Annotated in this window: 17 protein-coding genes; 9 read left to right on the forward strand and 8 right to left on the reverse strand. The window is 60.9% G+C overall.

The window, feature by feature from the left end; genetic code table 11:
* Positions 1–8 precede the first annotated feature (8 nt).
* Positions 9–1,577: a DUF3300 domain-containing protein gene (locus PPGU16_RS20395; protein ID WP_224032637.1), complete on the forward strand. Its 1,569-nt coding sequence runs from the start codon at positions 9–11 to the stop codon at positions 1,575–1,577.
* Positions 1,578–1,606: 29 nt separating this feature from the next.
* Here PPGU16_RS20395 and PPGU16_RS20400 read toward each other — a convergent pair whose 3' ends face one another.
* Positions 1,607–2,983 (reverse strand): ArsB/NhaD family transporter, encoded by a 1,377-nt coding sequence (locus tag PPGU16_RS20400; RefSeq protein ID WP_243460646.1) that lies wholly within the window; start codon positions 2,981–2,983, stop codon positions 1,607–1,609.
* A complete protein-coding gene (locus tag PPGU16_RS20405) occupies positions 2,964–3,998 on the reverse strand; it encodes an amino acid ABC transporter substrate-binding protein (RefSeq protein ID WP_180724582.1) in 1,035 nt (344 codons plus the stop codon). Before PPGU16_RS20405 ends, PPGU16_RS20400 begins: the two co-directional genes overlap by 20 nt.
* Positions 3,999–4,468: 470 nt before the next feature.
* Here PPGU16_RS20405 and PPGU16_RS20410 point away from each other — a divergent pair, with 470 nt between their 5' ends.
* The 3 genes from PPGU16_RS20410 to PPGU16_RS20420 all read left to right on the forward strand — a co-directional run bounded on the left by PPGU16_RS20410 (position 4,469) and on the right by PPGU16_RS20420 (position 7,749).
* Positions 4,469–5,794: a DUF3300 domain-containing protein gene (locus tag PPGU16_RS20410; protein ID WP_180724583.1), complete on the forward strand. Its 1,326-nt coding sequence runs from the start codon at positions 4,469–4,471 to the stop codon at positions 5,792–5,794.
* A 12-nt stretch (positions 5,795–5,806) separates the two neighbouring features.
* A complete protein-coding gene (locus PPGU16_RS20415) occupies positions 5,807–6,724 on the forward strand; it encodes a DUF2950 domain-containing protein (protein ID WP_180724584.1) in 918 nt (305 codons plus the stop codon).
* Between the two features lie 143 nt (positions 6,725–6,867).
* A complete protein-coding gene (locus tag PPGU16_RS20420) occupies positions 6,868–7,749 on the forward strand; it encodes a hypothetical protein (RefSeq protein WP_180724585.1) in 882 nt (293 codons plus the stop codon).
* A 36-nt stretch (positions 7,750–7,785) separates the two neighbouring features.
* On the opposite strand, the gene arcC is transcribed toward PPGU16_RS20420, so the two are convergent.
* The 4 genes from arcC to PPGU16_RS20440 form a co-directional block, all read right to left on the reverse strand.
* The gene (gene arcC, locus PPGU16_RS20425) at positions 7,786–8,724 is read right to left on the reverse strand and encodes a carbamate kinase (protein WP_180724586.1); all 939 of its coding nucleotides are present in this window, start codon (positions 8,722–8,724) and stop codon (positions 7,786–7,788) included.
* An 81-nt stretch (positions 8,725–8,805) separates the two neighbouring features.
* Positions 8,806–9,816 (reverse strand): ornithine carbamoyltransferase, encoded by a 1,011-nt coding sequence (locus PPGU16_RS20430; protein ID WP_180724587.1) that lies wholly within the window; start codon positions 9,814–9,816, stop codon positions 8,806–8,808.
* 58 nt (positions 9,817–9,874) lie between these two features.
* On the reverse strand, positions 9,875–11,128 hold the full coding sequence (gene arcA, locus PPGU16_RS20435; protein WP_180724588.1) for an arginine deiminase: 1,254 nt from the start codon (positions 11,126–11,128) through the stop codon (positions 9,875–9,877).
* A gap of 441 nt (positions 11,129–11,569) precedes the next feature.
* On the reverse strand, positions 11,570–11,845 hold the full coding sequence (locus tag PPGU16_RS20440; RefSeq protein ID WP_180724589.1) for a hypothetical protein: 276 nt from the start codon (positions 11,843–11,845) through the stop codon (positions 11,570–11,572).
* A 648-nt stretch (positions 11,846–12,493) separates the two neighbouring features.
* Between PPGU16_RS20440 and speC the strand changes: the two genes are divergently transcribed.
* From speC to PPGU16_RS20455, 3 genes are read left to right on the forward strand one after another with little or no spacing between them, the layout of a single operon-like run.
* On the forward strand, positions 12,494–14,857 hold the full coding sequence (speC, locus tag PPGU16_RS20445; protein WP_180724590.1) for an ornithine decarboxylase: 2,364 nt from the start codon (positions 12,494–12,496) through the stop codon (positions 14,855–14,857).
* Between the two features lie 32 nt (positions 14,858–14,889).
* A complete protein-coding gene (potE, locus tag PPGU16_RS20450) occupies positions 14,890–17,139 on the forward strand; it encodes a putrescine-ornithine antiporter (protein ID WP_180724591.1) in 2,250 nt (749 codons plus the stop codon).
* Positions 17,140–17,170: 31 nt separating this feature from the next.
* The gene (locus PPGU16_RS20455) at positions 17,171–19,486 is read left to right on the forward strand and encodes an Orn/Lys/Arg family decarboxylase (RefSeq protein WP_180724592.1); all 2,316 of its coding nucleotides are present in this window, start codon (positions 17,171–17,173) and stop codon (positions 19,484–19,486) included.
* A gap of 51 nt (positions 19,487–19,537) precedes the next feature.
* On the opposite strand, the gene PPGU16_RS20460 is transcribed toward PPGU16_RS20455, so the two are convergent.
* The gene (locus PPGU16_RS20460; protein WP_224032628.1) at positions 19,538–19,951 is read right to left on the reverse strand and encodes a YajG family lipoprotein; all 414 of its coding nucleotides are present in this window, start codon (positions 19,949–19,951) and stop codon (positions 19,538–19,540) included.
* A 153-nt stretch (positions 19,952–20,104) separates the two neighbouring features.
* Between PPGU16_RS20460 and PPGU16_RS20465 the strand changes: the two genes are divergently transcribed.
* Complete coding sequence (locus PPGU16_RS20465) at positions 20,105–21,847, forward strand: EAL domain-containing protein (protein ID WP_243460661.1); 1,743 nt, start codon at positions 20,105–20,107, stop codon at positions 21,845–21,847.
* A gap of 36 nt (positions 21,848–21,883) precedes the next feature.
* Entirely contained in the window at positions 21,884–23,734 is a 1,851-nt protein-coding gene (locus tag PPGU16_RS20470; protein WP_180724593.1) for a sensor domain-containing diguanylate cyclase, read from the forward strand.
* A 141-nt stretch (positions 23,735–23,875) separates the two neighbouring features.
* Here PPGU16_RS20470 and PPGU16_RS20475 read toward each other — a convergent pair whose 3' ends face one another.
* Positions 23,876–24,265, reverse strand: a complete 390-nt coding sequence (locus tag PPGU16_RS20475) for a BON domain-containing protein (protein WP_180724594.1) — start codon at positions 24,263–24,265, stop codon at positions 23,876–23,878.
* Positions 24,266–24,268: the final 3 nt, after the last annotated feature.

The raw sequence follows: 24,268 nt of genomic DNA on the forward strand, positions 1-24,268 counted from the left end.
GGGTGACCATGTCGATACGGATTGCACGACTGTTGAGCACCAGCCTCGTCGTCCTGCTGGCGGGCTGCCCATCGAAACAACAGGATCAGCAGACTCAGACCCAGGCCGCTTCGGCGCCGGCTTCTGTGCCCGCTTCCGCGCCAGCGTCGGCGCCGGCCGTGGCATCTGTCGCGGCCCCTGCGTCCGTACCGCTCCCCGCCTCGGCGCCCGAGTCTCAGGCCCAGCAATTCCCGCCGGAAGAACTCGAGGCGTTAGTCGCGCCGATTGCGCTCTATCCCGACTCGCTGTTATCGCAAATCCTGATGGCGTCGACCTATCCGCTCGAGATCGTGCACGCTGCCCGTTGGGTGAAAACGCATAAGAACCTGAAGGGCGATGCCGCCGTGCAAGCAGTGCAAGACCAGCCGTGGGACGTCAGCGTGAAGTCGCTGGTGGCGTTTCCGCAGGTGCTGGAGCCGATGAACGACAAGCTCGACTGGACCCAAAGGCTCGGCGATGCGTTCCTGGCCAATGAGAAGGACGTGCTCGACGCGGTGCAGCGGTTGAGGATGCGTGCGCAAAAGGCCGGACACCTGGCGTCTAACGAACAACAGAAGGTCATTGTCGAAGCACCTGCTGCTCCGGGTGCAGGCGGCCAGGCCGCTCCCGCGCAGCAAACCATCGTGCGCATCGAGCCATCCAATCCCCAGGTCGTCTACGTGCCCGCCTACAACCCCACCGTCGTCTACGGCGGCTGGAGCGCGCCCGCCTATCCGCCGACCTACTGGCCGCCGTATCCCGCCTACTACCCCGGCGCCGCGCTTGCGAGCGGGTTCGCATGGGGGCTCGGCATCGCCGCAGCGGGCGCAATCTTCAGCAACTGCAACTGGGGCGGCGGCGACGTCAACATCAACGTGAACAAGGCCGCCAACATCGACCGGAATTTCGACCGCACCAAGGTAGAGGGCGGCAAATGGAAACACGATGCGGGACATCGTCAGGGCGTCGCCTATCGTGACAATGCGACTCGCAACAAGTACGCGAACGGTGTCCAGGGCGCCGACGCGCGACGCGATTATCGCGGTCGCACCGGCGGCGCCACCGAGCGTGCGGGAGTCGCCAATCGGGCGGAAGGCACAAATCGCACCGGTCGTCAGAACAATGTGAGTACCGCCGACCGCGCAGGCCGAAGCGCAGGCGCCGGCAATCGGTCCGACAAGACGGCCCGAAGTGCTACAGCCGGCAACCGCGCACAGACGGCCAACCGGACCGCTGGCGCTGGCGCCAACCATCGCGCGCAGACAGCCAACCGCGACGCCGCAGCCGGCAATCGCGCGCAGACGTCCAATCGAAGTGCGGCCGCGAGCAATCGCGCGCAAACACCCACGCGTGTCGGCTCGTCGAACGCACAGACCGGCTTCGGAGGTGCAGGCGGGGGCGGCGGCCGCGACTCGGCATTCCAGGGCGTCGGCGGGGGTGCGGGGGCGACGCAGCGGGACTTCAATCGTGGGCAGGCGAGCGCACAGTCTTCGAACTTCAACCGTGGGGGCGGCGCAGCACGTGGCGGCGGCGGAGGCGGACGTGGCGGCCGACGTTAGGTCGTATCGTGACGAACTCTTCTCGCCCCTCAACGTAAGAAGCGCGTCAAAGCGAGCAAATACAAAGCGGACATGGCAAGCTGCGCCAGCGTGATGGGCAATCCATACCGAAGGAATGTGCCAAACGTGATGGGCCTTCCTTGACGCGCGCAAATGCCCGCCGCAACGATGTTAGCCGCTGCGCCGACGAGCGTCGCATTGCCACCGAGGGTTGCGCCGAACATCATGCCGATGAATACCGGCACTGACGCGGCGGGCCATTGGGAAAAGCCCGCCGAAAGCGCGGTTTCAGGCACGACTTCGGCCATCACGAGATAACCCTTGACCATGACGATCGACGCGGCGGCGACAGGTACATTGGCAAGCAGGCTCGACAGCAGCCCAATGCCAGCGAGCAGCGTCAGCGCAACGAGCGTCAACTGCACGCCGAATACCTGATACAGCTTGAACGCCAGGATCTGGAGCAGTCCTGTCTTCGCCATGGCTTGTACCAGACAGAAGATGCTCGCAAGAAAGACCAGGGTTTTCCAGTCCACGTCGCGCAGTACGTTATCGGTGGGTTCGACTTTGGCGGCAAAGCCCACCAGTAATGCGAGCGCGCTTGCGATCAGCGCGACCGCGGGCGGCACGATACGCGTCGGCAGGTTTTCGCCGAATACGAATAACGCGATCATGAAAAAGAGCACGGCGCCAGCGAGCGTCGCATACACCGGCCGTTCAATCCGTTTCGCCGGGCCGCGCGGCGGCAACGCGCGCTTCAGGTCCCACAGGTCCCGCATCAGAACGGGCAGAAGCGGGACGATGACAAGCACCGCGATCAGCCCTCCGAGCGACACACGGCGCAGGTACTCGCCAAAGGTCATGCCGATCGCGCTTCCCACCAGGAAGGTTGCTGGATCGCCCACTAGCGTGAGCAATCCAGCCGAGTTGCTGATGATCGCCGTCAGCACCATAGGCCTGACGTAGTCAGCGTCGAGCGCAATACACACGCGCACGATGATGGGCGCAAGAAGAATGACCGTCGTGGCATTCGGTAACACCGCGCAGATTGGCGCGACCAGCGCGATCAGCATCAGCAGAAAGCGGGTTCCGCTTCCGCCCGTCGCCCGGAGATAGACGTCGCCGATGACGTCGAACAGGCCCGTGGTGGCGAGGACGCGTGCCACGACCATGCCGCCGAACAGCAAGCCAAGCGGACCGGCAGCCGTGCGGGTCGCCTCCACGAGGTCCTGCTCGTCCAGGATGCCGAGCGCAATCAGGATGCATGCGCCCGTCAATGCCGCGACGGCCATGTCGATCACATTGAATGCGATCAGCAGAATGACGGCCGCGAATACGGCAACCGTGATATAGATCTGCACCTGGCTCATGTCACCGTCCAGATCTTTAGCGGAAAGGCGGCGCATACATCAAGCCGCCTTGCGTCCACAGCCGGTTCAGGCCGCGGTCCAGTTTCAGCGATGTACCGGGTCCGAGGTTCCGATCGAACATTTCCCCGTAGTTGCCGGCACTTTGCACGGCGCGAGCCCGCCAGCCTGTTTCGACGCCCAGGCTGCGATCGCTTTCGTCGCCATCGGCGAGCGCGCGCCTGACTGCCACTTCGCTCAGGCGCGATTGCAGGTTATCGCGCGTGACACCCAACTCTTCTGCCGCCACCAGCGCGAACAGCACCCAGCGTACGAGCGTCAACCAGCTTTGATCTCCGCCGCGAACGGCTGGGCTGAGCGGTTCTTTGGCGATCCGCTCCGGCAGGAGCTGCACGGATTGCGGCCCATCGGGAGCTTCCAGGCGCACTGCCGCGAGCTGTGCCGAATCGGCTGCATAGGCACTGCAACGCCCTGCGAAAAAAGCCCGGCGCGCTTCGATGGCGGAGTCGATCACCAACGGTATGATTTCCAGCTGGTTGTCGGCGGAGTAGTCGCGCAAATGCACCTGCGTGGAGGTTCCTTTTTCGACACACACTGTTGCGCCCTTCAGCCCAGCGGCCGTCTGGACGCCGCGCGCGCTACGCACGAGGAATCCCTGCGTGTCATAAAAGAGAACGCCCGCGAACTGCACCTTGAGTGCCGCTTCGCGGCGCAGCGTCCACGTGGTGTTGCGGGCGAGAAGATCGATCATGCCTTCTGTGAGTGCCGGGAAACGCGCGGCAGCTCTGAGCGGCACATAAGCCACTTTGGATGGATCGCCCAACGCCGCAGCGGCCACCGCGCGACAGAAGTCCACATCGATTCCGCTCCAGAGCCCGGATCGATCCTTGATGGAAAACCCCTGGACGCCTTCGCTGACACCGCATCTCACCACGCCGCGTGCTCGTACCTGCGCGAGCGTGTCGCCGTCGGCTGCGCGCGCATGGGTTGAAACCGCTATGAGGAAGAGGCAGACCGCCAGGACTGCCGCGCCGCATTGTGCGAGACGTACCAAGGTCAACTCCCGGACCGACGTCGACTGTCATCAATGGCTGCCGTCGAAGGTCATCATTGACGTCAGCCGTTGGTATTCGCCTTCCGCAAACGACAACCCACACGCAGCACGCCTTGTGATGCCTACTCATCGATCTGGGAAAGGCGGATTACGGTGCAAGGCTTAAAACGTGCAATTATTTGGCTTCACGAAACGCGAGCCGTTGCGCTCCGCGCCTGATTGAATGCGATGAAGAATGAGCCGATCACAATGCAGAGATGTAAAGGCACTCTAGCAGCCGTCATCGATCATCGCCACCCGACTTACCCTGCGCCAAAAGCACTGACTATTTAATCCGCAAGAAGCGATAGATGTTCTAACATCGTATTGAGAAGACGCCGCAATATCCCGCAAGCCAATTTGCAATCTGCCGTCAGTCGCAACAGGACCGATTCGTCGAGGTTCCTGTCATCCAGTCTGAAGGAGCGGCCATGTCCTCGTGGAACCTACGACGGGCCAAAGCCACGTGTCTTTGGCTGCTTGTCGTGCTGACGCTCGGCGCGGGCACCGCGCTCGCCCAGGAAGCCCAGAATACGCAGCCCGCGCCAGCCCAATCATTCAAGCCGGAAGAGATCGAGGCACTGGTCGCGCCGATCGCGCTGTATCCCGATTCCGTGCTGTCGCAGGTATTGATGGCGTCGACTTATCCGCTGGAGATCGTGCACGCGGCGCGTTGGGTCAAGGCCAATCCCAACGTCAAGGGTGACGCTGCCGTGAAGGCCGTCGAAAATGAGCCGTGGGATGTCAGCGTGAAATCGCTCGTTGCGTTCCCCCAAATTCTCGAGCCGATGAATGACAAGCTCGACTGGACCCAGAAACTCGGCGACGCTTTCCTCGCGCAGCAAAAGGAAGTATTCGCCGCAGTGCAGCGACTGCGCGCCCGCGCGAAAGACTCGGGCAATCTCAAGTCGAACGAACAGCAGAACGTGGTCGTCGAACCGGCGCCCGCGGGCGGGCAAACCCAGACCATCGTGAAGATCGAGCCTGCGAATCCGCAAGTGATCTACGTTCCCGCATACAACCCGACGGTGGTCTACGGCGCGTGGAGTTATCCCGCCTATCCGCCGACCTACTGGCCGCCCTATCCTGCCTACTATCCAGGCGCGGCGCTGATGACGGGATTCGCGTGGGGCATCGGGCTCGCCGCGGCGGGCGCGATCTTCAGCAACTGCAACTGGGGCGGCGGCGACGTCAACATCAACGTCAACAAGGCCGCGAACATCGATCGCAACTTCGACCGCACCAAGGTGGAAGGTGGACGCTGGCAGCACGACGGCAGCCATCGCCAGGGCGTGGCGTACCGCGACAATGCAACTCGCGACAAGTATTCGCGCAACGTCAGCGGTGCCGAGGGACGCAATGATTTCCGCGGGCGTGACGGGGGCGCAGGTGGACGCGCCAACACAGCCGACCGAGGAAATGCAGGCAATCGCGGATCTGTCGCGGACAGGTCGAACATGGGCGATCGGGGTGGCGCGGGTGGTGTCGGTGGCGCGGACAGATCCGCGGCCGGTAATTTCGGCGGCGGCGCGAACCGCGCGGGCACCAGCGACTTGTCGCGCGCCGCCGATCGCGTGGGTGGTGGCGGTGGCGGCGTCAGTGGCGGACGCGACAACGCATTTCAGGGTGTAGGCGCAGGCGGCGCCACACAACGCAGCTATGACCGGGGACGCTCCAGCATGCAGGGCTCGGGCTTCAGCCGACCGAGCGGCGGCGGCGGCATGCGGGCGGGCGGCGGGCGCGGCGGAAGACGCTAGGGAGACACGAGCATGACATCCACCTCGAGATTTCGTTCGGAACGGCTTGTGGGCATCTTGCGCAGCTTTGTCGTGGGATGCGTACTGTGTTTCGGCGCCTTGCCGGCGGCGCAGGCCGAGAAGGACTTCAGTACGCCCGATGCCGCAATGAACGCATTCGGCGAGGCCGTCACGAACAACGACGAGGCGACGCTGCAATCCATCTTCGGGAGCGACTTTCGCAACCTGATTCCGCCCGTCGGCGCCGACATCCGCAGCCGCTTCCTCGACGAATGGGGCAAGGCGCATCAAGTCGAGCAGACGGGCGACAAGCATGCCCGCATCGGCGTCGGCAACGACGGATGGACTTTTCCCATTCCGCTCGTGAAGAGCGCAAAAGGATGGCACTTCGATATGCAGGCGGGTGTCGAGGAAATGCGCCTGCGTCGCATCGGCCGAAACGAACTCGCGGTCATTCAGACGATGCTCGCGATCTACGACGCGCAGCGCGAATATGCCCTCACCGACCACGATGGCGTCGGCCTGCTCCGGTATGCATCGAAACTGTCGAGTTCACCCGGAAAGCATGACGGTTTGTACTGGCCGACCGAACCCAATGCGCCTCCCAGCCCGCTCGGCCCGGCTTTCGTGCAGGCGACCACTCGCAATGCCGCGGATGCGGGCTATCACGGCTACCACTACAAGCTACTGACCTCGCAAGGTCCGCATGCGCCGGGCGGTGCCTATGACTATGTCGCGCACGGCAAGCTGTTCGGCGGTTTCGCCGTTCTCGCGTGGCCTGTGCGCTATGGGGACACGGGCATCAAGAGCTTCATGGTCAGTCATGCGGGTCAGGTCTATGAACGCGATCTCGGGCCCGACAGCGCGGCGAAGGCGAAAGCCATTTCGTCGTTCGACCCTGGACCCGGCTGGGCGAAGGTGCAGCCTTGAAGTCGGGACGCACACTTGATGAACGGTCTGCCGCGTAAGCCCGTGACAACAACGGACCCTCGTGGCAAACAGCCCGTGTCTTCCCTGATTCCCGACTTTCAGGGCTAACACACGCGTAAAGCGGCTCAATGCGGGGAGGCAACATGAGACGTTCCGCCTCTTGTATCGCCTTGCTGATCGTCGCACTGGCGGCCACGACACTGGCTGGCGCCGCGATACGCCGCGATCCCGCGTTCGACTCGCTGACGGTCGGCCCCACCTTCTCCGATGCTCCGACGGATGCGCAACAGGTCGATCTGGAAAGCCTGCTTCTGAGGGCGAGCATCGATCCGGATTCGAACAAGGCTCACATCATTCGCAGGTGGGTCGAGAAGATCCGGCACGACCCCGACATCGCGACGGGCACCAACGGTGACACACGGCGCATCGATCAGATCTTTCTCGATCCGGCCGCACGTGAAAGTTACATGTCGAACGGACTGGCCCATCTCACGCCTTCAGACCGGCTCAAATACGTGACATTGCTGACCCGATTCCTCGACGAGCTGGTTCCCGTCAACTGCTTCGGTCTGTCCGACATGCGCTCGGTGATGAATCGCATCTCGTTGCGCGAGATGACGGATTCCGACGTCGACCTGTACTTCTCGCTGCTGTTCAAGGTGCTCGTGATCGAGGCGTCGAATGCGCCCGTTCCAACGGGAACGCCACAACAGAATGAGGCCGCCGATCAGCAACTCTCGCGCACGCTTATCGCGGAACTGCACGGCGACGAGATGAACATGGAACGATATGCGTATTACGCGTCCAATCCGTCGAAGGCAACGGCATCGGATATGTGCTGGATGACGCGAGTGACCTTGCACGCGATCATCGCGATGCCCGATCCCGAACGGGACTTCATCCTGCTTCGGACCATGACGCCACGCGGCGGGCGGGACACATCGTCCGATGGACGATTGAGCGTACCCCACACTGCCGATCCTTCGCCCGCCTCGTCGAATCCCGGCCCTGCCGTCGCGCCGTAGCGTGTCACCGGCACGGCGCGAACACCTCTCGCCGTACTACGCAGACGGATAGAACCCGATTCCGCGCGTGCGCAGGCCGATCCGCGTACCGGCGCTGCCCTGCGTGATCGCGACGATATCCGGCAGCGCGCCGATCACTGCGTCCTTACCGGTATTGCGCACGAACTCGATGGCGGCCTGCACTTTGGGACCCATCGACCCCGACGCGAAACCCAGCTTTTCGAGTTCGTCGGGATGGGCCTCGGCGATGGCCTTTTGCGTCGGCTTACCCCAATCGACATAAGCCGCGTTGACATCGGTGGCGATGATCAGCAGGTCCGCCTCGAGCTCCTGCGCAAGCAACGCGGAACACAGGTCCTTGTCGATGACAGCTTCGACGCCTCGCAGCTTGCGATTGTCGTCGTAACACGTCGGGATGCCGCCGCCGCCCGCGCAAATGACGACCGTCCCTCTTTCGAGCAGCCACCTCACCGGACGAATTTCGAAGATCCTCTTGGGTCGCGGGCTCGCGACCACCCTACGATACTTGTCGCCATCTTCGGCAATACTCCACCCTTTCTCGCGCGCAAGCCTCTGAGCTTCTTCCTTCGAATACACCGGTCCGATCGGCTTGGTCGGATGCGCGAACGCCGGGTCCGCGAGATCCACTTCGACCTGAGTCAGGATCGTCGCAAAGGGTACTTCGAACGGCAGAAGATTCCCCAACTCCTGCTCGATCATGTAGCCGATCATGCCTTCCGTCTGCGCACCGAGCACGTCGAGCGGATACGGCGCGACTTCCGTGTACGCGGCGCTTTGCAATGCCAGCAGTCCAACTTGCGGACCATTGCCATGCGCGATGACCAGTTCATTGCCCGTCGCGACCCTCGCGATCTGCGCGGCAGCAACCCTGACGTTCTCGCGCTGCTGGCTGTCCGTCATGGGCTGACCGCGCTGCAGCAGCGCGTTGCCACCTAGCGCTATGACAAGGCGCATGATATGACCTCCTGAAAACGCGTCGCCCAGCGACTAACGACGCGCCGCAGGACAACGGATAGGGAGCACGGGCCAGTATGGTCAGATATCGGCCAGCGTCGAAACGAGGATCGCCTTGATCGTATGCATCCGGTTTTCCGCCTGTTCGAAGGCAATGTTGTAATCGGACTCGAAAACGTCTTCCGTCACTTCGATACCGTTCACCAGATTTGGGTAACGCTCCGAGATCTGCTGACCCACTTTGGTCTCGCAATTGTGGAACGCCGGCAGACAGTGCATGAAGCGGGTTCGCGGGTTGCCCGTCGCCTCGATCAACGCCCGGTTCACCTGATACGGCAGCAACACCTTGATTCTCTCGTCCCAGGCTTCGACCGGCTCGCCCATCGACACCCAGACGTCGGTGTGAATGAAATCGACCATCTTCACGGCTTCCTTCGGGTCCTCCGAGAGCGTCACACGTGCGCCGCTCTCCTTGGCAAACTGCCGGCACGCCTCGATGTGCGCCTCATTCGGCCATAACGACTTCGGTGCGCCAATTCGCACATCCATGCCGAGCTTCGCGCCGATCAGCAACAGGGAATTCCCCATGTTGTTTCGCGCGTCGCCCATATACGCGTAACTGATGTCATGTAGCGGCTTGTCGGCGTATTCGCGCATCGTCAATACGTCCGCGAGCATCTGCGTCGGATGGTATTCGTCCGTCAAGCCATTGAAGACGGGTACGGACGCGTATTGTGCGAGTTCCTCTACCACTTCCTGACTGAATCCCCGATATTCGATCGCGTCGAACATGCGGCCGAGCACGCGCGCCGTGTCCTTCATGCTCTCCTTGTGTCCGATCTGGGATGAATTCGGGTCGATATAGGTCACGTGCGCGCCCTGGTCGTGCGCAGCGACTTCGAATGCACAGCGGGTACGCGTCGAGGTCTTCTCGAAGATCAGCGCAATGTTCTTGCGCTGCAGATGCTGCTGTTCCGTGCCTGCGTATTTGGCGCGTTTGAGATCGCGCGACAGGTCGAGCAGATAGCGCAGTTCACGGCCGCTGTGATGCATCAGGCTAAGCAGGCTACGGTTTCGCAGGTTGAAAGCCATGAGTTGTCTCCGTTTGTCGGGCGGTCGCGCCGGATCCGCGGCGCACAGTGCCAACACCTCAATAATCGACAGCGTCGCGGGCAATGGGACACGTCATGCAATGCCCGCCGCCCCGTCCGCGCCCAAGCTCGCTCGCCGCGATCGTGATCACTTCGATGCCCGCCTTGCGCAGCAGCGTATTCGTGAACGTATTCCGGTCGTAACCAATCACGACGCCGGGCTCGACACACACCATGTTATTGCCGTCGTCCCATTGCTCCCGTTCCGCGGCGAAGCGGTTTCCGCCTGTTTCGACGACCCGCAACTCCTTCAGTCCCAATGCGTCGCCGACGACTTCGACGAATGGCTTGCTTTCGCGCTGGATGCTCATGCCGTATGCCGTCTTGTCGTCGGGCCTGATCGAGAACGTGACGATCCGTCCGACCACTTCCGGGAAAATCGTCACGAGATCGCGGTCGCAAAAGCTGAACACCGTGTCGAGATGCATCGCAGCGCGTGATTTCGGCATGCCGGCGACCAGCACCCGCTCAGCCGCGCCCTTGTCGAACAACGATCGAGCAACCTGCCCGATTGCCTGACGCGATGTGCGTTCGCCCATGCCGATCAGGACGACACCTTTGCCGATCGGCATGACGTCGCCGCCTTCGAGCGTGGAGGCGCCATGATCCTTGTCCGGGTCTCCGTACCAGAACTCGAAGTTTGCATTGGCGAAGGTCGGGTGAAACTTGTAGATAGCCGCGGCGAGCAGTGTCTCCTGCCGCCGCGCGGGCCAATACATCGGGTTGAGTGTCACGCCGCCATAGATCCAGCATGTGGTGTCGCGCGTGAACACCATATTGGGCAGCGGTGCCAGCAGGAAGCTGGAGTAATCCAGATACTCGCGAAATAGCTTCAGAACAGGCGCGTCACTGCCCGGGATATCGTCCAGCGACACACCGCCAATCAGCAGTTCGGCGAGTCGGCGTGAATCCAGTTCGTTCATCCACGCGCGCACTTCGGTGCTCAGTCCTACGCCAACGCTATCGTCGCCGACTCTTCTGTCGAGCACCCATTGACGTGCTTCCGGATTGTCCATTGTCTGCGTGAGCAGGTTGTGTACATCCAGCACCTCTACTCCGCGCTCGCGCATCTTCGTCACAAAATCGAAATGATCGCGTTTGGCCTGACTCACCCAGATCACATCATCGAAAAGAAGCTCGTCGCAATTGCTAGGCGTCAAACGTTGATGAGCAAGCCCCGGCGACGAGACCATCACCATGCGCAATTTGCCCACTTCGGAGTAGGCTCCGAGCCTCGTGACATCTGCATTCATCGCGTTCTCCCATCTGCAAAGAGAGGGGCATGGATCCGTAGTGAGGACCGAAGCCTGGATGATTGCTGCGAACAGAACGACGCGAGTCAGCGTCCCGGTTGAGACATGATTCGGCTCGCCAGACTCCCGATTTTCTTCGGAGCAGAGGACTACTTTTTTATTTATGCAAGTGCATGCCTGTCTGTTGCCGCTTTTATTCGTTTAGTGAAGAGTACTTTCGTACGTCGGCTACTAATTTCTCCGAACAGCTTCTGCAACAAATTCTGGTTGATAAATGTGTATTGTTCAAGGAAGGAAAGAACCACCAGCACGAGGTATCACGCCGTCGCGGCGCGATACCCAAAGCAAATCTGCTTTTGATGCACACAGAAACATAACCCGCAACAAGCGGGTTTCAAGCTCCCCCTACGCTTTCAGGTGGACATCAGATAAGCATGCTGCTTATTGACTCGTTCCATATCGCGCTGCGGCAATAGCAGAATCACGCTCTTTCTTCGCTTCTGCCTTCTTATGGTCATAAACCTTCTTTGCAGCGGCCACCTTCTTGTCGTAAGCGCGATTCGCGGCGGCTTCCTCATGACGCATTTTCACGATCGCATCATTGCTACCTGTCTGTGCAGCAGGTGCCGCAGCCGGCGGCGCCGCCTCGTTTTGCGCGACCGCGCTCGATGCGAACACAATGAGCGCGCCAGCTGATATGACGCTGATGATTTTCATAACCTTCTCCGGTTTGTAAGATCTCCGAATTCGCACACGATGAGATAAAACGTGAAGCTGGGCCGAGCACATAAACTTCTGTCGGCTGTTATAGGTGACATCTTGCGTGGGCGCAAGCCGGTGCAGTCCGCCCAACACGACGCGGACAACGAGAAAACAGAAAATGCCAATGCGAATGCGATTCGCTCGTCATAAAACACTATGCCTTGTTGATTCTTATCGAAACTCTTTAGTCCTTCGTACCAAATATAGCAACAGCACCGAGCCTGATATTTGACGCAGTCAACGTTATTGAGCGATGTCACTCAAAAAAAATTTGCATTGAACTGAAAGCTATCCAACTATATACGTAGACCTCCCGGCCAGTACGTCAACCCGCTTTGACGATCTCTCGGCCGGGTACCACGAAATAGTGGGAGACCGGCAGCAACGCATTGCTGCAAGTTGTCATTTCGCATCCACATCGCACCTGAGTTCGTTAGTCCACTTACGTTTGTTCCGCCGTCCAGTACCTCGCGGAGCCAAGCCATACATTGCATACATCGCCGGATGCTTACGCGCAGAACGATTCGTCTTCGCCTGGGTGCGACGGACTCGCGCCGGCTGGGTGAAACCTGACGTGCGCAGCCGACAAGTCAAGGAGTGGTCATGGTCCCCCGGCCTTTCAAGGCGCCCACCATCCCGATTCCCTTCCAGAAGCTTCTGAAGGTGGTCGCGATCGTGGACCGTAGCGACGCGCAAACAAATGAACTGCTCGAACACATCACGTCGGAGCATTTCCGCGTCGAAGTCACCGATAGCCTGGTACGCGACGTCAACGAAGACGCGGATGTCGGCGCTTACATCGCCCTGATCGATGGCACTCGTCTCGAGGCCGCGCGCAACCTTGCGGCTTCCGTGCGCGCGCTCGGCTTCCGGACGCCGCTCTGGGCGCTCGCCAACTCGCACCGCCTGTCGGATCTCGCCGTGACGGGCGGACTGGGCGAAGTGGACGGCTACATCTATCTCGGGCTGCAGACACCCGCGTTTTACGCGAAGCAGGTGATAGCAAGCCTCGTCAAATACGGCCTGAGCCTGCTGCCGCCGTTCTTCGGCGGACTTGTCGCCTACGACGCGGCAGCCAACATCGCCTTCGATTGCCCCGGGCATCAGGGAGGGCAGTTCTATCGAAAGTCCCCAGCTGGACAGTTGTTCTTCAAGCATTTCGGCGAAAGCATCTTTCGTAACGACCTGTGCAACGCCGACGTCAATCTGGGTGACCTGCTGATTCACGAAGGCGCTGCCGCGGACGCGGAGCGTCACGCTGCCGAAGTGTTCGGCGCGGACCAGACCTACTTCGTCCTGAACGGAACCAGCACCTCGAACAAGATCGTGACGGGCGCCGTGCTCAAACGCGGCGATCTCGTGCTATTCGACCGGAACAACCACAAATCGCTGCATCAGGGCGCGCTGGTGCAGGCAGGCGCGATTCCCATCTTCCTGCCGACGTCGCGTAACGCGTTTGGCATGATCGGCGCAGTCGACTGGCAGGCGTGGGACGAGAGCTATCTTCGCGAGCAGATCCGAAACAGCCCGCTCGTCGAAGACCGGGAGCGCAGCAACGCGGAACGGCCGTTCCGGCTCGCCTGTATCCAGCTCGCGACCTATGACGGGACGATCTATAACGTCCGCAAGGTGCTCGAGAAAATCGGCCACCTGTGTGACTACGTGCTGTGGGACGAAGCGTGGATTGGCTACAACGCGTTCCACCCGCTGTTCGACGATCACAGCCCCATGCGCCTCGACGATCTGACGCCACAGATGCCGGGACTGTTCTCGACACAATCCGTTCATAAGCAGGGAGCCGGTTTTTCCCAGGCGTCCCAGATTCACAAGCGGGACGATCATATTCGCGGACAGAAACGCTATATCGAGCACAAGCGCTTCAACGAATCTTTTCTGATCAATGCCAGCACGTCGCCCTTCTATCCGCTTTTCGCATCGCTCGACGTCAATGCAAAAGTACACGAGGGGAAAGCGGGCGAGATGCTGTGGGATAGCTGCATCGAACTCGGCATCGAGGCGCGCAAGAAATTCCGACAGTTCGCGCGCCACTATGAGACGACGGGCAAGAGCGCGCAGGAGCAATGGTTCTTCGATCCCTTCGTTCCTGACGTCGTGGATATCCACAATTCACGTTTCATGGCCGATGCGTCGAACGTCGCATGGGAGGACATTCCCACTGACGTCATCAAACGCGAGCAGCAGTGCTGGGAATTCCGTCCGGAAGCGTCCTGGCACGGCTATACGGGGTATGCCGACGGCTACGTGATGGTCGACCCGAACAAGCTCAATCTGCTGACACCAGGTATCGACCGGAAGACAGGCGACTATCTGGAGTTCGGCGTGCCGGCGACTGTCGTGGCGAACTACCTGCGCGAGGAAGGCATCGTCCCCGAGAAATGCGATCTGAACAGCATCCTCTTCCTGATGACGCCGGCCGAGGACGAAAGCAAGCTGAACACCCTGATCGCGCGCTTCGTCAAGTTCAAGAACCTGTGGGATCGCGATGCCTCGCTGGCGGAAGTATTGCCTACGCTGTGCAACGCCCACAGCGAGCGCTACGAGGGCTACACGCTGCGCCGGGTCTGCAACGAAATGCATGGCTTCTACCGCGAAGCGAACGTCAAGGAACTGCAGCGGCTGTGCTTCCGCGCGTCGAGCTTTCCCGAACTCGCGATGTCGCCCAAAGAAGCGTACGAGGCGCTCGTCGCGAACCGGGTCGAGTACGTGCCGCTCGATCAGGTCAGAAACCGCGTGTCCGCAACCCTGGCGTTGATCTACCCGCCTGGAATCGGCGTCGTGCTTCCGGGCGAACGTTGGGATGACCGGGCCCAACCGATGTTGAATTACTTCATGGCGTTCCAGGAATCGTTCAACCGGTTCCCTGGCTTCAACTACGAGGTTCAGGGCGTATTCCAGGAACGTGAAGACGGTCGTATCCGCTTTTATACCTATGTGGTCAGTGAATAAGCGATAAGGAAGGCCATCAAGGAGTGTGCGCCATGGCTGATCAACCCAAAAAGATGAACGTCGTGCAACTGACGTTCATCGTTACCGTCAACATGATGGGGTCGGGCATTATCATGCTCCCCACCAATATGGCGAAAGTCGGTGCCATCTCGTTGCTGTCGTGGGTCGTGACGGCGCTCGGGTCGATGGCCATTGCCTACGGCTTTGCACAGGCCGGCATTCTCAACCAGCGAGCGGGCGGAATGGCCGCCTATGCCGAAGACGCCTACGGAAAGCCTGGCTACTTTCAGGTTTTCTTTCTGTACTTCCTCTCTCTCGCGATCGCGAACGTCGCGGTCGCCAGTTCGGCGCTCGGGTATCTCGCCGCTTTCTTCCCCGTGCTGACATCGTCGCCGTTCGCGACCTGCGTCGGCGTGATCGCGCTGCTATGGCTCACCACGGTGGCCAACTTCGGCGGCCCCAAGCTGACGGGGCGCATCGGCTCCGTGACGGTATGGGGTGTCATTCTGCCCGTCGGCTTCATGTCGATAGCCGGGTGGTTCTGGTTTCGCGCCGATACCTTCGCGGCGGCGTGGAATCCGCAAGGCTTGCGGCTGATCGAAGGCATGGGCTCCAGCATCTCGCTCACGTTATGGGCATTTCTGGGAATGGAATCGGCCGTGCAGAACTCGTCGGCCGTCGAAAATCCGAAACGCGACGTGCCGCTCGCGTGCATGTTCGGCACGCTTGGCGCGGCCGCCATCTACATTCTGTCGACCACGGCGATCCAGGGCATCGTACCCAACGCGGACCTCGCAAAGTCCACGGGGCCATTCGGTCTCGCCTTCGCGCACATGTTCAGTCCGGTGGTCGGTTCGATCGTGATGGCGCTCGCCGCGATGGCCTGTGTGGGATCGTTGCTCGGCTGGCAGTTCACGCTGGCCCAGACCGCAAAGGACGCTGCCGACAGCAACATGTTCCCCTCGGTCTTCAGCAAGGCCAGCCACAGCGGCGCGCCGATCGCGGGCATGATCATCATGGGTATCGTCCAGTCGTTGATGGCGCTCTCGACGATGTCGCCTAACCTCTCCGAACAGTTCGCGGCACTCGTCAATCTTGCCGTGGTCACGAATGTCGTGCCGTACATCGTGTCGCTGTCCGCGCTGTTCGTCATGATGCGCGATGCGGGAACGGAGCCAGCGGTCTACAGGCGCAACGCAGTCGTTGCCGTGCTGGCGATGGTCTACTCGATCTATGCGCTCTATGCGTCGGGCAAGGATGCCGTGCTCGGCGGCATGCTGGTCATGGCGATCGGCTATGTCATCTACGGCCTGATCGCGCCCCGGCTTGCACTCCTTGGCACGAAGGCGCACAAACCGATCATTGCGGCCGCCAGCGTCATCGCCTTCGCGGTTCTGGTTGCGCCCGCTCCGCGCCCTGTCCACGCGGCCGAAGCGGGTACGGCCATGTCGGGTGCCCTCGTACGGATCAAGCAGTCTGGCGCGATGAATATCGGCTATCTCAACGCGGCCAGCCCGTTTGTGTACCGTGACAACGAAGGCCACGCCGTGGGTTACCTGGCGGGGCTGTGTCAAAGCGTAGCGGACCAGGTCAAAAGCGGACTCGGCCTTCCCGCGTTGACGGTGAACTGGGTCGAAGTCTCCGCCGACGACCGCTATCGCGCGCTGCGCGAACACCGGATCGACATCCTGTGCGGCGACCCCGAAACGCTGACAGGCCGCCGGTTCATCAGCTACTCCCTTCCCGTCTACCCAGGCGGCGTCGGCGCGCTGATGCGTGCCGACGCGTCGCCCGGCCTCAAGGAGATACTGAGCGGCGATACGCAGGCTCATCGGCCCATCTGGCGCGCTTCGCCCGCCCAACTCCTGAATACGCAGACGTTCTCGACCGTCAAGGACACGCCCACCCAACGGTGGCTGGCCGACCGTATGAACCAGTTCGAACTGACGGCGCGCGTCGTCAACGTGTCGAGCTTTGAAGAAGGCGTCCGGCTGGTGCTCGACCGGAAAACCAATGTCTTTTTCGCGGAACGCCAGGTGCTGCAGGACGCAGTCAAACGGAGTCCCGCGTCGGATGCCCTCATCGTGCTTCAACGGCGGTTTACCGATGTGCCGATCTCGCTCGGTGTCGCGCGTGACGATGAAGACATGCGCTTTTTCGTCGACCGTACGCTGAGCCAGATGTTCGCGTCGGGTCAGTATCGCGGACTCTATGTGAAGTGGTTCGGCGAACCAGACCAGGAGACGAAGAATTTCTATCGCCTCGCCGTCTTGCCCGAGTGAGCGCCCGAGGTCAAACCAGAGGGAAATTCACATGTCTTCCTCGTCTGAATCCGTCTATCGCCGTCTGGGCATGAAAGTGCTGCTGGTTCACCACGAGGTGGATTCCCGCACGGCCAGCGGCCGCGCCGCCCAGTCGCTCGCAACTGAACTGGAAGAGCGGCATGTGCGGATCGTCATCGCGAATTCGGCTGACGACGCGGTGTCGGTGATCCGGTCCGATCCGTTGATCCAATGTCTGCTGCTCAGTTGGGAACTCGAAAACGACGAAACTCATCAACCCGCACAGCGGGTACTCGATACGCAGCGGGTGCGCAGCGCGACCGTGCCGATCTTTCTGCTCGCGAGCCGCACGAGCGTTGCCACGGTGCCTGTCGACGCGATGCAGAAGGCGGACGACTTCATCTGGATGCTGGAAGACACCACTGCGTTCATTGCGGGGCGCATTGTGGCGTCGATCGAGCGCTATCGCGAAACTGTGCTGCCGCCGATGTTCGCCGCGCTGGCGCGCTTCTCAAAAGTATTCGAGTACTCATGGCACACGCCGGGACATACGGGCGGCACGGCGTTCATGAAGTCGACAGTCGGACAGGCGTTCTTCGAGTTCTTCGGCGAACAGTTGTTTCGCTCGGACCTGTCGATCTCCGTCGGTGAACTCGGCTCGCTGCTGGACCACAGCGGTTCGATCGGCGAAAGCGAGCGTTACGCGGCCAGAGTATTCGGCTCGCATCGCACCTATCACGTGACGAACGGCTCGTCGATGTCGAACCGCGTCATTCTGATGGCGAGCGTCACGCGCAACCAGATCGCGCTATGCGACCGCAATTGCCACAAGTCCGCCGAGCACGCGATGACGATGTCGGGTGCGATACCGACGTATCTCGTGCCGTCGCGCAACCACTACGGGATCATCGGCCCGATCATGCCGGAGCGGCTCACGGCGGCCGCCATCCGTCTTCTGATCGAACAGAACCCGCTGGTCAGGAATCGCGAGGGTGTGATACCGACGCCCGTCCATGCGCTCGTGACGAATTCGACGTATGACGGCCTCTGCTACAACGTCACGCGGCTGGAGGAATTACTTGGGCAGAGCGTCGATCGCCTGCACTTCGACGAAGCCTGGTATGGTTATGCGCGCTTCAATCCACTGTATAAGGATCGCTTCGCCATGCACGGCGATCCCGCCGCCCACGACGCCTCGAAGCCGACGGTATTCGCCACGCACTCCACTCACAAACTGCTCGCGGCGTTGTCGCAGGCGTCGTTCATTCACATCCGCGACGGGCGGAACCCGATCGAACATGCGCGCTTCAACGAGGCGTACATGATGCATGCGTCCACCTCGCCGCAGTACGCGATCATCGCGTCCAACGATGTCAGCGCCGCGATGATGGACGGCCCTGGCGGCGAGGCGCTCACAGGCGATGCAATCCGCGAGGCGATTTCATTCCGGCAGATGCTCGGCAGACTGCATGCGCAGTTCGACGAGCGAAGCGACTGGTTCTTCAATGGCTGGCAGCCCGATGTCGTCCTCAATCGCAATACCGGACGACGCACGCCCTTCCATGAAGCCGACGAAGAACTGCTCGCCACTGATCCAACCTGCTGGGTCCTGCATTCCAACGATACATGGCACGGCTTCGGCGCAATCGAAGATGGCTACTGCATGCTCGATCCGATCAAGGTGTCGATCCTGACACCGGGTGTCGCGCCGCAAGGCGGGCTGACGTCAGTCGGCATTCCGGCGTGCGTCGTGACCGCATACCTCGCTCGACACGGTATCGTCGTCGAAAAGACCACCGACTTCACGATTCTGCTGCTGTTCTCTATCGGTATCACGAAGGGAAAGTGGGGGACGCTCGTCAATACGCTACTGGACTTCAAGAAAGACTACGATGCCAATCTGCCGCTGGATCAGGCATTGCCACATCTCACTGCACGTTATCCCGAGCGGTATAGCGGCCTCGGGCTACGCAATCTGTGCGACCTCATGTTCCACGCAATGGGCGATCTGAAGACGACCGAAATGATGTCGCGTGGCTTCTCGACGCTCCCCGATCCCGACTACAGTCCGCAGGAAGCCTTCGAGTTGCTGGTGCACAACGAGGTGGAAACCTTGGAACTGTCGGAGATGGAGGGCCGCACGGTGGCAAATGCAGTCGTGCCCTACCCGCCCGGCATTCCGCTGCTGATGCCAGGCGAAAATGCGGGCCCCGCCGATGGTCCGCTGCTCGGTTACCTGAAAGCGCTCGAACAGTACGACTTGCGCTTCCCTGGCTTCACTCATGATACCCACGGCGTAGAAGTCGAAGACGGTGTCTATCGGATCGCGTGCATCAGGAGACGATAGACGCGTGCGAGTGTCCGCGATCGGCCCGCGGTGCCAGCGTGGGCCGCGCCCTCAGCGTCCCATACGCCGATCGTAACTGCGCGAGATGCGATCAAGCAGTGTCGGGTCGCGCGCGTCTTTTGAATTGAACTGCACGACCACGCTGCCATCGGCCTGCTGGCGCACGCTCGCCGTCACCGTACTGCCTCCGGATGTGCCGACGACGTTGCCCGTGCCCGGATCCTGCACGGTAATCACCAGGCCCTCGTCATGCATCGCCCCCGATGCCGCCGAAAACGACCGGTCGAAGCTGGCCGGTGTCGTCGTGACCACGGTTCCCGGAGGCACCGCATAGTATGGACACCCCGCCAGAAGCGACAAGGAAGCGCAGAGTGCAATGAGCAGGACACGTTTGCCTGCTTCATGTTCAGGCCGAAAGACGTCGCCCAGGACAGCATGAAATTGCCGTTTACTCCATAGCCTCATCGCGAGTCCCTCCGCCTGTACGGCGCATCAGCGTCACATGTGTTCACGAGAATACCGTTGATATCCACATTCAGACCGCTTGCGCGCAACTAAAGCTTAGTCTCATTCTGCATTTTCCCGACATGGATTGATTGTTTTCGCAAACGGTTCTTGATGATTGCGCGATGTCGACGCATTGAATTAATAGCGTCAGATACTATGATTGACGCTGACATCATGATGCCGCGCGTTCGACCGCGATCGGACGGCAGTGTGTCATGCGCTTTCTCTCCCGCGCTCGTTCACAACAGGACTTGCCAGATGATCAAGCGAGCGTCGATCGTTTCGGCTTCCGTTGCACTCGGCTGCATTGCTTCCGTTGCGCCAGTACTGACCAGCATCTATATCGCGGAAGAAGACGCAGAACGCCGGGAACGGGATGATCTGCGAGAATTCGCAACGAAAGCCGTCATGCGCGCAGAACTCGTTTCCTATCAGGCGGTCGCCGCCCTTGCCGACATGGCGGCGACACCCGGCCCGCCCTGCTCGCCGGCCCACCTCGCGCAACTTGCCCACGTGATCTTCAACTACCGGTACGTGCAGGACGCGGGCGCTTACGGCGGCGGACAGTATTTGTGCTCGCCGCTTTTGGGCGACGTGCGTGAACAGCATCTGACGATGTCTGAGCCCGACCGGCGCAGCAACGACGGCTATCTGATCTGGTACAGGCATAAAAACCCACTCAGCGACGCGCGCCAGGATATTCAGGTGGGACGTAACGGCAATTACGTTTCCATCGACGCCCAGTCCTACGTCGATCTCATCGATCCTGCCCGAAGGCCGATCGCCGTGTTCAGCACCGAGACCAACGCGCTTCTGGCTTTGTCGATGGATGCAGATGCGGCCGATATGCTCCATGCCTGGAAACAGGCTGCAAACGTCAGCAGCGACCAATGGCACTACGCGACTGCCCATTCGGCAACCCTGCCTCTCTCGGTGGTCGTCAAATCCCCGCGTAACAGTCTGCTCGGCAACTGGACAGGGTTGCTTGGGATGTGGCTGTCGATCGGCGTTGTCGTGGGGGGCCTGTTCGGCTGGCTGTCTTTCCGGAAAATCTCACAACAACTCTCCTTCCCGTCGACGCTCGAATGGGCCATTGCACGCAAGCGGATCGACGTGTGTTTTCAGCCGATCGTCACACTCGCGGACCGCGAATGCGTGGGCGCAGAAGCGCTGGTTCGATGGAAGCTGAACGGGCTCGACATCTCGCCCGACATCTTCGTCGCGGTGGCCGAGCAAAACGGCCTGATTCAGCCGTTGACCGATCTCGTACTGGACAAGACGATCGACGAACTCTCGACGTTCCTGCGTTCGCGTCCATCGTTCTACGTTTCGATCAACGTGAGCAGCGAGGATTTGCAAACGAGCCGCTTCCTGGATGTTCTCACCGCTCGACTGGAAGGGACGGGCATTCGTCCCGCGCAGATCAGGATCGAACTGACGGAGCGCATCTTCATCAACGCCGACACCACGCGGCAAACGATAGCGGCCTTCAGAAAGGCCGGCCACCCCGTCTATATCGACGACTTCGGAACCGGCTACTCCAGCCTGTCGTATCTGCAAACCTTCACCATCGACGTCCTCAAAATAGACAAGTCGTTTATCGACACCATCGCACAGGACGCGGCATCGAGCATCGTCGCGCCGCATATCATCAAGATGGCGCACGAGCTAGGCGTGGAGATTCTCGCGGAAGGCGTGGAGCGCGATGCCCAGGTCGACTATCTGGTAGAACGCGGCGTGCAGTACGGGCAGGGCTGGCTGTTCGCAAAGGCGATGCGCAGCAAGGAACTCATCGCCTGGCTCGGCGAACCCAGAACGCAGCTCGAGCCGATGAAACAGTGCGACGACAGTTGAAATACGATCAAGGCAGGTCCCTGACTTTGGCGAACTATGCAGCGTTCATTCAACACGGCGATTAGCCGGTCGCTTCATCCCGTCATGCGCAAGTCGTGGCTGCGGAAAGCGTTGCCCGTATTTGCCGTGCTGGTTGCCGCGAATATCGTGGTCAATACCTTGCAGTCCTTGCACGATTTTCGGGCAACCGATCAACAGGCCGCCCAGCGTCTGGATGTACAGACCTCTCTCATTGAACGGCTGGTCGAAGACCGGCTCCGGGATCTCAATGGAATGATGGCTGTCACGCGGTCCCTGATCGACGCAGACAACCTCACCGATGCATCGCTCCATGGCGTAACCGTCACGCTGAAGGAGTCGCTGGGAGATGCATCGATTGCGGTGTTCGACGGGAGTGCGCGCCTCGTGGCGGCCTCTCAGCCCGGCATCCGCAACGAAATCCCGAACCTCGCCACCCTCCTGGACACGGTACGCGCCGACCCAGCCGCCCATCTCTGGCTACCGGTCGTGTGGAGGCAGAGCGGCGCGCTGGTGGTAGCAGAAGGACATCGCAACCGGGCTGGAAAATCCGATGCCATTGCTGTCTATCTGATTCCCCTCGAACAGCACCTGCTCGAGGGCGTGAAACTGGCGAATGGCACCGCGATCATCTTGAGCGACAGCGACTATCGTGTCATCGCGCGCTATCCCCACTATTCCGGATTGGCAATCGGGCGTGCGCTCGTGGAAGACGGCGCGGCTCATCAGGGGCCGATCCCGGGCACTCACTATGCGCGCTGGAGATTCGATCTGACCGAGCGCCTCATTGCGACGCGCCGGATCGTGCTGGGGCCGTCCGCAGGTTACTGGACACTCGACGTCGGCTACGCGGTCAGCAGCTACCGTGACAGCCTGCGCAACAGCATGTACATCAATCTCGCCGGGACTACCCTGCTCCTTCTGATGCTGGCTGGCGGCGTGCTGCTCATCAATCGTGAGCAACGGCTGCACGATCGGATCGAGAGATTTGCGGGCACGGTATTGACCATCGTGCAAAACATGCCGACACCCGTCGCGATCGTCGACATCGAAACGGAGCATATCGTGCTGGCCAATGAAGCGCTGCTTGCGCTGTTCGGTGCCGTGGCCGGCAAGAGTCAACCGTTCTCCCGGCTCTTCGTCGACGCCGCCAGCTGGACGCGAGTGCGGGACGTCGTCACGGACGAGCCCGTTCCTCTTCTCACGCGCGACGGAATCCGGCACATGCTCGTGCATTGCACCCGGCTTCGAACCGCCGACCAACATGATGAACCGGATTCGCTGCTCGTCACGCTGGTGGATATCACCCATCAACATCAGCTGCTCAAGCAGTTGCGCACAGAAGCCGACTACGATGCGCTGACCGGACTCGCCAATCGCCGGTATTTCGCCCAGGCAGCTGAAAAGGCCATCGAGCACGCACGACGTCATCACCGCCCGCTATCCGTTCTGGCGTTGGACCTGGACTTCTTCAAACGCGTCAACGACACGTGGGGACACGCAGCCGGCGACCACGTGCTTCAGGCGACCGCCCGATTGTTCGAGGACGCCCTTCGCGCAGACGATCTGGCGGCCAGGCTGGGCGGTGAAGAGTTTGCCGCGATCCTGCTGGATACCGATCTCGAACAGGCGCGAGCGATCGCCGAACGGATTCGCATTGCCATGCAGGACACGCCGATATCGCTCGAATCCGGGACGACGGTTTCGCAAACGCTCAGCATCGGCATTGCCCTCTACGATGAGAACGAAAAGGATCTCAATGCAACACAGGAGCGCGCCGACGCAGCGTTGTACGCAGCCAAGCACAATGGGCGCAACTGTGTTCAGGTCTGGGCGCCTGACACGACCTCGCCCTTGAATGAAGGGTAGCTTTTGCGCAGCGGGGCGGAAACAGGAACCGTCGATCGGAGAAGGCTTTTATCCGCCTGTTTCAGACGGTTCGAGGCGAAGAGAACATCAAGATCCATTCCGCCCCGCCACCCCGACCCGCGCATCGCCATCGGCGCTTTCCTACATCCCGCCAAACGGCTTCTTCACGGTCAGCTTGTTGGTCACCGAAGTCACCCCCGGAACGCCCTTTGCGATCTCCGCGACCTTGTCGACCTGCGACGCATCGGTTACCGAGCCATTCAACGTTATCGCGCCGTCTTTCGCCGTGACGCTGATATTCCCGGCGCTGATGTCCTTCTGCTTGCCAATGGCGGCATACACCTTCCGACGCAGCGCGCGATCCGCTTTTCTTCCGGTCGCCGGCGCGGCTGCGCTGGATGCCGTCATCGCGGATGTGCCCGGCACGCTGGCCGCCGCACTGGCTGGTTGACCCGACTGGGACCATGCATTCATCGACGCTGCGACGAATAAAGCCGCGACCGCCAGTTTAACTACGTGATTGTTTTTCATCGA

The organism is Paraburkholderia largidicola (genome assembly GCF_013426895.1).
Taxonomy (GTDB): Bacteria; Pseudomonadota; Gammaproteobacteria; order Burkholderiales; family Burkholderiaceae; genus Paraburkholderia; species Paraburkholderia largidicola.